This window comes from Dehalococcoidia bacterium (genome assembly GCA_035310145.1).
GTDB lineage: Bacteria > Chloroflexota > Dehalococcoidia > CAUJGQ01 > CAUJGQ01 > CALFMN01.
This window is the reverse complement of record DATGEL010000026.1, coordinates 45,355-51,404: the sequence shown is the minus strand read 5'-3', so window position 1 is coordinate 51,404 and position 6,050 is coordinate 45,355. Positions and strand designations below refer to the sequence as shown.

Genomic DNA, 6,050 nt, shown 5'->3' with positions numbered 1-6,050 from the left:
CCGATCTTGTGTTCGGCGTCTCTCCAGGCGCGATCGCCTGCAGCGGCGGCACGGCCGCGCGCATCGCCTCCGCGCGGCGCGCAAGCTCGGCCCCGTCGCGGCCGATAACAAAGGCGCACATCATCGAGCGCCGGATCGTCTGCGGATCGCGTCCTTCGGCGGCGCAGTGGCGCTCCAGCACGGCCAGCTTGGCCCGGTAGGCGTCGGGCGCGAGGTTGACCGCGTTCCACTCGTCGGCGTAGCGGGCGACGATGCGCAACGTGCGCCGCTCGCCTCCACCGCCCACGATCAGCGGCGGGCCGGGGCGCTGGGCCGGCGCCGGGTGCAGCTCGGCGTCGTGCAGCGACCAGCGCTCACCCTCGATCGAGGCCTTCTCGCCGCTCCACAGCGCCTTGATCACGCGGAGACCGTTCTCCAGGTCGTCCATGCGCTGCTTCAACGGCGGGAAAGGGATGCCGAACGCCTCGTGCTCGGGCACGTTCCAGCCCGCGCCCACGCCCAGCTCTAGCCGGCCGCCGGAGAGCAGATCGACGCCGGCCGCCATGCGCGCCAGCAGCGCCGGGTGGCGGAAGGTCATGGAGCAGACCAGCGGCCCGAAGCGCAGCCGCGTGCTGCGGGCGGCGAGGTCGGCGAGCGAGATCCACGTCTCCAGGGCGTCGCGCTGGGGCCGGCCCTGCAGCGAGCAGAAGTGGTCCGAGCGCCACAGCGACTCATAGCCCAGCCCCTCGGCCAGGTCGCTGAAGTGGCGCCACCGCTCCCAGTTGATGCCTTCCTGGCCCTCGATCATCACGCCAAAACGCACGGCCCTCTCCGTTCGGGCGGCATGCAAAGCGGCCCGCCGTCCGGCATTGTACCGCGGCGGGCGCAGCCATCACCTCCTCGCCGTCTGTTTGCGTTACGTCGCTCTCGCGCTTGCCCGCGCTGCCCGTGGCTCGCTACGCTGACCGAGGCGGCGGAGGATTCGCTGTGACGGCAACGGCAACGGGCAAACGCTGGCTGCAACGGGCGCCGGCGGCGGCTACTTGCGACCTGGGCGGCGTTCCGCCCGCGATCGCGCGGCTGCTGGCTGCGCGCGGCCTGAGCGCCGCGCCCGCCGCCGAAGCGTTCCTGCGCGGCGCGCTCGAACGCGAGCACGATCCGTTGCTGCTGCCCAACATCGAGCCAGCGCTGGCGCGCATCGAGCACGCCATGCGCGATGGCGAACAGATCGCCGTCTTCGGCGACTTCGACGTGGACGGCGTCACGGCCACCGCGATCCTGGTCGAAGGGATCGCCTCGCTCGGCGGCAACATTATCCCCTACCTGCCCGATCGCTTCAGCGAGGGGTACGGCGTCAACAGCGCCGCACTCTCGGAGCTGCGCCGGCGCGGCGTCTCGCTCGTGCTCACCGCCGACTGCGGCATCAATGCCGACCGCGAGGTCGATCACGCCAACGAGATCGGCCTCGACGTGATCGTCGTCGATCACCACAGCATCCCCGGACGCCTGCCAGACGCCGTGGCGCTGGTGGACCCGAAGTTCAGCGATTCGGTCTATCCCTGCGCCGAGCTCTCGGCCGGCGGCATCGCCTTCAAGCTGCTGGGCGCGCTGGCGGAACGGTTGGGCCGCCCCTTCGCGCCCGAGCGGTATCTCGACCTGGTGGCGCTCTCCACCGTGTGCGACATGGCGCCGCTGGTGGGCGAGAACCGCGCGCTGGTGCGGCAGGGGCTGAAGGCGCTGCAACGCACGTCGCGCCCGGGGATCGTGGCCCTGGCCGAGGCAGCCGGCGCCGACCTGGCGAAGGCGACGGCGTGGACGCTCGGCTTCCAACTCGGCCCGCGGCTGAACGCTGCCGGCCGCGTCGCGCACGCGAACCTGGCCTATGAGTTGCTGTCCACGCACGACGAGGCGCGGGCGCGCGAGCTGGCGGCGAAGCTCCATGCGCACAACGTCGAGCGGCAGAAGCAGACGCTGCAGGCGGTCGAGGTTTCGCGCACGCTGATCGAGCACGAAGACCCGGAGGCGCCGCTGCTGATGGTCGGCCACGCGAAGATTCAGCAGGGGATCGTCGGCCTGGTGGCCAGCCGGCTGGCGGATACCTATCACCGCCCGGCCGTGGTCTATCAGCAGCTGGGCGAGTGCTGCCGCGGCAGCGCCCGCAGCATCCCCGCCTTCAACATCGTGGAGGCGCTGTACGCCGCGGCGCCGCTGATGACGCGCTTCGGCGGCCATCGCCAGGCGGGCGGCTTCACCGCGCCCAGCGAAAACGTGCCGGCGCTGCGCGAGGCGCTGGTGGAGCAGGCGCACGCCCAGCTCGACGGGCAGGATCTGACGCCGACCCTCGAATACGACGACGAGATCGACCTGGGCGGCTTCGGCAAGCGCGAGCTGCAGTGGTTTCCCTTCCTGGAGCCGTTCGGTCTGGGCAACCCGGAGCCGCAGTTCCTTGCCCGCGGGCTGGAGGTGCTCGATCGCCGCGCGGTGGGCGCCGACCGCACGCACCTGCAACTGCGCCTGCGCAGCAACGGCGTGGTCTGGCGGGGCATCGCCTTCGGCCTGGCCGAGGCCGCGCCGCGCCCCGGCGACCGTCTCGACGCGCTGTTCAGCATCCGCCCCGGCCGCAGCGGCGCCCCCGAGCTGCACGTCAAGGACTTCGCCGCGGCGAGCTAGCGGCAGGCGGCGCGCTCGGCCCTCAACCCCCGTCCCCCTTCTCCCAATCCTGGGAGAAGGGGCGATCGGGCGGAGTACGGCTCGGACGACGTCGGGTTAGCCGATAAAAGGTTGGAACGCTGGACGCCCGATCGCCCCTCGCCCAGGATTGGGCGAGGGGCAAGTGAGAGAAAGTGAGGGCCGGCCCTGGGCGATCCCGGCCACCGCCTGTTCAATCAGGTCATGAGCAAGTCTGAAGCGTCCCTCCACGACAGCGCGCCATCAAGAGCGATGGATCCCTCAGCCACGCTGTCTCTATACGGATGGCGAAGAGAATGGTTTACTTCGGATCCTGACGCGCCTATACTGCGCCGCAAGGCCGGCTCTTGTGCGCCCGGCCTTGCGCGCCGCAGAGTTCTTGCTCTGCCGGATCGGTCGCAAAGGGAGGAGTGAGGGTATGTCGCAGGGCCTGTCCGGGTATTGGAGCCGGCCCCTTCGCCGCCGCCGGCTCATGGCTGCAGGCGCGTCCTCGGCGGCTGCAGCGGCACTCCTTGCAGCGTGTGGAGGCGGCAACAACAAAACGGCCGCCGTTGCGACGAAGGCGGCCACAACGGCGGCTGCCTCTGCACCGACCGCGGCGAGCAGCGGCGCGACGGCCGCCGCCTCAGCAACACAGTCCGCCAGCCCGACGGCCGGCGCGGTGCCGGCTACCCCCGTGGGTCAGAAGGGCGGCATCCTGCGGGCGCAGATTCCGAACGTCTTCGACTCGACCGATGTGCACCGGGCGCTCGGCGACCCAACGCTGTGGACCTCGAACTATCTCTACAACAAGCTGGTGATGTACTCGAACCCGGACCAGGGCACGCTCGAGCCGGACCTGTCGGAGAAGTTCGAGGCGCCGGACGCCGCCACCTACATCTTCAGCCTGCGTAAGAACGTGAAGTGGCAGGCGCCGATCAGCCGGCCGTTTACCAGCGCGGACGTGCGCTGGCACATCGAGCGCCAGGCGAACGGCAAGCTGCTCGACGGCAGTGACGGCGGTTTCACGCGCCAGGTCTTTTACAAGACGATCAGCAAACTCGAGACGCCAGACGACTTCACCGTGAAGCTCACGCTGGCCGCGCCCAACGGCACATTCCTCGACCGCCTCGCGGCATACTTCAGCACCCTCCCAAACAAGGAGACGACCGAGAAGTTCGAGGCGACGCACCGCACGCTGACCGAGGAAGCGATGGTTGGCACGGGGCCATTCATCTGTGTGCAGCTCCGCGCCGGCCAGGAGGTGAAGTTCAAGCGCAATCCCGACTACTTCAAGCCGAACGAGCCCTTGCTCGATGGCTGGGTCGCCCCGCTCATCTTCGAGGATCCCGTCGCCTACCGTGCGGCGTTCCTCCAGAAGCAGGTCGAGAGCTGGGGAAGCCCCGATCCGAGCCAGACCAAGGCCGTGATCGATCAGAACAAGGGCGCGATGACCGAGGTCTTGACCGGCGTGGGCAATACGGTTGCGCTGATTATCAATCGGAACACACAGTTCAAGGACGTTCGCCTGGTCAAAGCAATGAATCAGGCGGCCGACCGCCAGAAGCTGATCCAGACCTTCCACCAGGGCCTCGGCCAGAACAGCGGCATCGTAACCTGGATCCAGGAAGGCTTCGCCATCCCGCCGGAAGAGCTGGGCAAGCTGCCTGGCTACCGCAGCGACCGCAACCAGGAGCTCAAGGAGGCGCGCGACCTGTGGAATGCCGGCGGCGGACCGGGGCTCGGCGACGTGGACATCACCGTGCCGGTGACCTGGCTGGCCAACTGGCCCGACACGCCGCAGATCATCACCAAGATGCTCAACGACAATCTCGGCGTCTCGCAATTCAAATCGAGCCAGAGCGATTACAACAAGGACATTATCCCCAACCTGGGCAACGGCAAGTTCCCGCACTGGTTCGGCTGGATCGGCCAGGTCAACTCACCTGATCCGCGCAATGATCTGCGCAACTCCTACCACACCAAAGGCAGCACGAATTACAACAAGGTGGGGCTGTTGCCGGGCGATCCGAACCTCGACGACCAGATCGACAAGGCGGCCACGCTCGTCGATCTGAAGCAAGCGGTTGCGGCCGTACGCTCGATCCAGGACGTGATCATGGCCAACGCCATGTTCGGCAACATCACGCTGTACAACTACATCAGCCGCACCGCCTACTGGAGCTACTACCACCCGCTGCTAAAGGCGCAGGCCAGTGCCGGCAAGCCGGGCGCCGGCTACAACATCTTCGCGGGCCACCTGCTGGCCAGATACAACTGGATCGATACTAAGGATCCGTCGTATCAGGGGCGTCCGCCAGCATCGCTGTAGGGACATGCTCGTCTGGGAGGAGGAGACCCTCCTCCCGGCCTCGCCCGGCAGCAGGACATCTGTACGAGTGTGCGAGGCGGACCGTGGGTCGATACATCGCTCGTCGGCTGCTGCTGAACCTCCTGGTGCTCTGGATCGTTGCCACGCTCGTATTCTTCGCCGTGCGCCTGCTGAAAGGCGACTACGTGAACGAGCGGCTCGGAGCCAACCTGGAGCTGAGTGCCAACAACCCGGTAGCGATCAAGCAAGCGAGGCACGAGCTCGGTCTTGATCAGCCGAAATGGCAACAGTACTTTACCTACCTTGGCCAACTCGCTCGGGGCAATCTGGGCAAGTCCTTCGAGACGCGGCGCACGACCTGGACGGAACTGGGTGAGCGCGTCCCGTTCACGCTTGAGCTGGGCACGCTGATCGCGCTGCTGTCGTTTGGTGTGGCGATTCCGGTGGGTATCATCAGCGCCGTGAGACAGGATACCTGGGCAGACTATGTGCTGCGCAGTTTTTCGATTCTCTCGGTAGCCACGCCCGTGTTCTTCATCGCGATCGTGATGACGTTCGTTACGCTCAAGTACCACCTGTTCACGATCGAGATCGTCAAGAGCCCGCACTTCTGGACCGACCCGAAGGCCGCGTTCTTCAAGTATCTGATCCCGGCGATCGCGGGCGGCATCGCCGGCGGTGCCGGCGTCATGCGCCTGCTCCGCTCGCAGATGCTCGAAGTGCTGCGCATGGATTACGTGCGTACGGCCCGCGCTAAGGGGATCGCTCCGAACGGCGTAATCCTGCGTCACGCCCTGAAAAACGCCATGATCCCGGTGCTGACCGTCATGGGCCTGACCGTGTCGAGCATTATCGGCGGTCAGATCATCCTCGAAAACATGTTTGGCATTCGCGGCGTTGGCAACTATCTGCTCTATACCATCACGAATCGCGACTATCCACCGTTTCAGGGCACGGTGATCATTATCGCATTCGTTGTGGTGACAGTGAACCTGCTGGTTGACATTATGTACGCCTGGTTCGATCCGCGCATCCGCTATACGTAGCTCCAGCGAATGTTGGCGGCGCGGAC

Annotated in this window: 4 protein-coding genes; 3 read left to right on the top strand and 1 reads right to left on the bottom strand. The window is 66.9% G+C overall.

Going from position 1 to position 6,050, the window contains the following annotated elements:
* Positions 1-802: TIGR03560 family F420-dependent LLM class oxidoreductase (locus VKV26_05090; protein HLZ69269.1), on the bottom strand; the 802-nt coding region annotated here is incomplete at its 3' end.
* Between the two features lie 164 nt (positions 803-966).
* Between VKV26_05090 and recJ the strand changes: the two genes are divergently transcribed.
* The 3 genes from recJ (at position 967) to VKV26_05075 (ending at position 6,024) form a co-directional block, all read left to right on the top strand.
* On the top strand, positions 967-2,649 hold the full coding sequence (gene recJ / locus VKV26_05085) for a single-stranded-DNA-specific exonuclease RecJ (GenBank protein HLZ69268.1): 1,683 nt from the start codon (positions 967-969) through the stop codon (positions 2,647-2,649).
* A 694-nt stretch (positions 2,650-3,343) separates the two neighbouring features.
* The gene (locus VKV26_05080) at positions 3,344-4,978 is read left to right on the top strand and encodes an ABC transporter substrate-binding protein (protein ID HLZ69267.1); all 1,635 of its coding nucleotides are present in this window, start codon (positions 3,344-3,346) and stop codon (positions 4,976-4,978) included.
* A gap of 83 nt (positions 4,979-5,061) precedes the next feature.
* Positions 5,062-6,024 carry an ABC transporter permease gene (locus VKV26_05075; GenBank protein ID HLZ69266.1) on the top strand — a complete coding sequence of 321 codons (963 nt, stop codon included), beginning with the start codon at positions 5,062-5,064 and terminating at the stop codon, positions 6,022-6,024.
* Positions 6,025-6,050: the final 26 nt, after the last annotated feature.